This window comes from Lacimonas salitolerans (assembly GCF_042677865.1).
Taxonomy (GTDB): Bacteria; Pseudomonadota; Alphaproteobacteria; order Rhodobacterales; family Rhodobacteraceae; genus Lutimaribacter; species Lutimaribacter salitolerans.
Map to the genome: position 1 here is coordinate 1 of NZ_JBHUDD010000112.1, position 4526 is coordinate 4526.

The following is a 4526-nucleotide window of genomic DNA, read 5'->3' on the forward strand; positions in this document are numbered from 1 at the left end:
AAGGGCGGCATCTTCTCAAGCGTCGCGACCACGGATTCTCATCCTGATTGACGCGCTCTTCTCATCAAGTTTGTCGCGCTACACTACCTGGCCGCCAGCGACGGCACGCACACGTTCATCTACTATGACGATGACTGGTCAACCACAGCCGACCGCGAGATGGTCGCGCGTCTGGACAATGTCACCTCGGAGCTGACCGTTTCCGATTTCGACGTCTACTGATCACCGCAAAATCACAAACCGAAAAGGCCGGGCGTTTCTGCCCGGCCTTTTTCATCTGCAGCGATGCTCAGAAATTTTCCTGAAGATCCATGCCGGCATACAGGCTTGCCACTTCATCCTCGTACCCGTTGAACATCAGCGTCGGCTCGCGGCTGGCAAACAGCCCGCCCCCGATGCGGCGCTCGCTGGCCTGGCTCCAGCGCGGGTGATCCACATTCGGGTTCACATTCGAATAGAACCCGTATTCGCGGGCATTCGCCTTGTTCCAGCTTGTCGGCGGCTGCGTGTCGGTCAGGGTGATGCGCACCACCGACTTGATCGACTTGAAGCCGTACTTCCACGGCACCACCAGCCGCAGCGGCGCACCGTTCTGCTTGGGAATGTCCCGGCCATAGATGCCGGTCGCCATGATGGTCAGCGGGTGCAGCGCCTCGTCCAGACGCAGACCTTCGACATAGGGCCAGTCCAGCACCGGGAAGCGAACACCCGGCATTTCGTCGCGATTGAGATAGGTCTCGAACGCGACATATTTCGCACCCGACTGCACGCCTGCAAGCTCCAGCAGATCGGCCAGTTCAAACCCGTTCCACGGCACCACCATAGACCAGGCCTCGACACAGCGGAACCGGTACAGCCGCTCTTCGATGGTCATCTCTTCCATGATCCGGTCAAAGGCATAGTCGCCGGGACGGTCCACCAGCCCATCGATGCGCACCGACCAAGGCTCGATCGTCATCGCCCCGGCATTGTTCAACGGATCACTCTTGCCGGTGCCGAACTCGTAAAAATTGTTGTACGATGTGATATCTTCCCAGGTGTTCGGCTCCGGCGTCTCGGCCCGCGCGCCAGTGGCCGCCCCGGCCAGACCCATGCCCGCCAGACCGCCCATGATCTGACGGCGGTTCATCCAAAGCGCCTGATCCGTCACATCCCGGTCGCGCAGATCGTTCTTCCAGCGAAAGGCCATTCGGTCATTCCCTTGTTGTCTGTTCCACCCTCCTAGTAATCATGGTCCGGCACGCAGGCAAAACAACCCGTCTCACAAATCGGTGGCGCGGCTGAAACACACCCTCAGGCCGGGGGCGCGTTGAAACTGGGGCGGATCTTGTTCAGCGGGGTCGAGGTTCCGTCCTCCTGCACCAGCCGCACATGCCGCCGCCGCATCAGGCGCGGTTCGGCCACGCCGACGGAATGGGCGATCATCTCGACCTCCTTGATGATCGAGGTGGCATAGTTGGCGACCTTTTCGAACTTGTCCTCGACCACCAGACCGCGCTGCAGATACGGATCATGGGTCGTGATGCCCGTCGGGCAGGTGTTGCGATTGCATTTCAGCGCCTGGATGCAGCCCAGCGAAAACATGAACCCGCGCGCGGAGGTGACGAAATCCGCGCCGGCGCAGATCGCCATGGCCACGTCGCCCGGATTGACCAGCTTGCCGCTTGCGATGATGCGGATGCGGTCCTTCAGCCCGTGCTGGTCGCGCAGGTCGACCATGCGCAACAGCGCCTCGCGCAGCGGCATGCCCACCAGATCCATCAAGGGCATGGGCGCGGCCCCGGTGCCGCCCTCGCCGCCGTCGATGGCGATGAAATCTGGCGCGCTGTCATCGCCCCGCGCCTTGATCAACGCGAACAGGTCCTCCCACGCATCCGAACTGCCGATCACCGTCTTGAAACCGCATGGCTTGCCCGTGACCTCGCGGATGTGGCCGACGACATCCAGCAACTCGTCAAAATTGCCGATATCCAGATGCCGGTTGGGCGACACGCTGTCCCGCCCCAGCGGAATGCCGCGGATCTCTGCGATCTCGGCGTTCACCTTTTCCCCGGGCAGGATGCCGCCCTTGCCGGGCTTGGCCCCCTGCGCCAGCTTCAACTCGAACATGCGGATCTGCGGATGCTCGGACAGCTTGCGCAGACGGTCGTCATCCAGATTGCCATGGGCATCACGCACGCCGTATTTGGCGGTGCCGATCTGATAGACGATGTCGCAGGCCCCGGTCAGGTGATACGGGCTCAGCCCGCCCTCGCCTGTGTTCAGCCAGACACCCGCCTTGGCGGCGCCCCGGCTCAATGCCTCGACCGCGGGACGCGAAATGGCACCATAACTCATGCCGGAGATATTGAAGATCGACTTGGCATTGTATGGGATCGCCGCCGTCGGCCCGATCTGCATCGGTTGCGTCGCAGAAAACTGATCGTCCAGCGGCGGGAACACCGCGTTCACGAAAATCGGCGTGCCCGGCACGTTCAGGTTCCGGGTCGAGCCAAAGGCGATCGTGTTGCCCTTGCCCTTGGTCGCGTTCTCCACCCAGCCCCGCTGCGCGCGGTTGAACGGCAATTCCTCGCGGTCCATGGCAAAGAAATACTGCCGGAAAAACTCACCAAGGCCGGTGAACAGATGACGGAAGCGTCCGATCACCGGATAGTTTCGGCGGATCGCATCACCGGTCTGCAATCTGTCGGTGACAAACAGGACCAGCAGAACCAGAACCCCGGCCCCCAGCGCCAGTATGAACAACAGCGCCAGCATCAGCAGCGCATCCTGGACGAAACTCATTTCAACCTCTTTTGACTTGGGTCAAGGCACCAGCCATGGAACCTGTTATACGGGCACGTTAACCCTTGCGTGACGCGGCAGGAACCGCCCCTTATCTCTGGAGGAGAAAAATGAGACAAATATTGATAGCAGCCGCCCTCTGCGCGACCGCAGCCACCGCGCTTGCCGATCAGCCGGTGGTCTACACCACCGAGGATGGCTTTGACGACGTCACCTTCGGGCTGGAAAACGCCATACTCGGCGAAGGTCTGGTGATCGATGCCGTGTCCCACACCGGCGACATGCTGGAACGGACCAAAGGCGACGTGGGCAGCGACGAGACACTCTATACCAATGCCGAAATCTACTCCTTCTGTTCGGCCACCCTGTCACGCAAGGTGATGGAGGCCGATCCGATGAACCTGCAGTACTGCCCCTACAACATCTTCGTGGCCCAGCGCCCGGGCGAGCCGGTGATGATCGGCTACCGGACCTTTCCCGAGGGCGAGATGCAAGAGATCCAGCAGCTTCTGGACACCATCACGCGGGCCGCAATCGGCTTGGATTAATCACGGCGCACTCGCGTGCAATCACAAAAATAACATTGGAAAACACCGAAGGGCGCGGCTTATGTCTGCGCCCTTTTCAGTCAAGCGGCATCGGCGGAAACCCCCGGTGAACCAATCGCGCATCTCCTACGTTAACGCCTTGATGCCAACGGGCATTACCACGCAACAATCAATGGGAGATTGATAATGCTACGTAGAACATACCTTGCCATGACCGCCGCCACGCTGATCGCTGCTCCGGCTCTGGCAGACACGCACTCCAAGGATATCGTGGACACCGCGATCGAAGCGGGCAACTTCACCACTCTGGTCGCCGCCGTAGAGGCCGCCGGTCTGGTTGAAACCCTCAAGGGCGAAGGTCCCTTCACCGTGTTCGCGCCGACCGACGAAGCATTCGCGGCCCTGCCCGAAGGCACGGTCGAGGATCTGCTCAAGCCCGAGAACATAGACCAGCTGACGGCGATCCTGACCTATCACGTCGTGCCGGGCAAAGTGATGTCGACCGAACTTGGCGACGACACGGTCGTCAAGACGGTACAGGGTGACGAGATCACCGTCACGTCGCGGGGCACCGTGACCGTGGACGAGGCAACGGTGACCACCGCCGATATCGAAACCTCGAACGGCGTCATTCACGTCATCGACGGCGTGATCATGCCGGGCATGTAATCCCGGACGATCGCATCAGGGGCGCGCGGGACACCGCGCGCCCTTTTTTCGTGCCGAAGCACCACGGGCCCGGCGCCGTGACGGCGCCGCAGCGGCTTGGCAAATGACTAAAATTCGTCACATTCTCGCCCGTGCCGTGTATGGTGCCAGCGCAATTGGCGTGAACCTCCGAATTGATTCGGTGCGAATACAAAGATAATACGCAACGCCAGCACGGATTGTCCCCGGACCGGATTGCAATTTCCCGACTTTAGCGCGCATGTCCCGGTTTTTTCTCAATTCAGTCACTTTTTTTTCACTATTCAAAAATGCGATGTTATTGATTTGGTTAACAAGATTCCCGGCGAACGGGTCAGGCCCACCTATTTGAGCAATGCTGAATATTTGACCCAATTTTTGGAGGGACCCCAATGCCGAATATACTGAATGGAACCGCGCTGGACGCAGGGCAATCGCTTTTGGCATTAAGCCATTGCTATGTTTGTGAGAATCGAGCGCAGGAAGGTGTCATCCCAGCCTGCGCGC

General features: G+C 60.2%; 4 protein-coding genes. 2 read left to right on the top strand and 2 right to left on the bottom strand.

The annotated features are described in order from the left end of the window. Positions 1-289 precede the first annotated feature (289 nt). Both msrP and ACFTOW_RS13815 read right to left on the bottom strand, forming a co-directional pair. Positions 290-1189, bottom strand: a complete 900-nt coding sequence (gene msrP, locus ACFTOW_RS13810; RefSeq protein ID WP_379916681.1) for a protein-methionine-sulfoxide reductase catalytic subunit MsrP — start codon at positions 1187-1189, stop codon at positions 290-292. A 104-nt stretch (positions 1190-1293) separates the two neighbouring features. Continuing rightward, positions 1294-2784 (bottom strand): FMN-binding glutamate synthase family protein, encoded by a 1491-nt coding sequence (locus ACFTOW_RS13815; protein ID WP_379916683.1) that lies wholly within the window; start codon positions 2782-2784, stop codon positions 1294-1296. A 110-nt stretch (positions 2785-2894) separates the two neighbouring features. Here ACFTOW_RS13815 and ACFTOW_RS13820 point away from each other — a divergent pair, with 110 nt between their 5' ends. Beyond that, the gene (locus ACFTOW_RS13820; protein ID WP_379916685.1) at positions 2895-3332 is read left to right on the top strand and encodes a DUF302 domain-containing protein; all 438 of its coding nucleotides are present in this window, start codon (positions 2895-2897) and stop codon (positions 3330-3332) included. Between the two features lie 186 nt (positions 3333-3518). Beyond that, a complete protein-coding gene (locus ACFTOW_RS13825; RefSeq protein WP_379916687.1) occupies positions 3519-4001 on the top strand; it encodes a fasciclin domain-containing protein in 483 nt (160 codons plus the stop codon). The last annotated feature ends 525 nt before the right edge of the window (positions 4002-4526 follow it).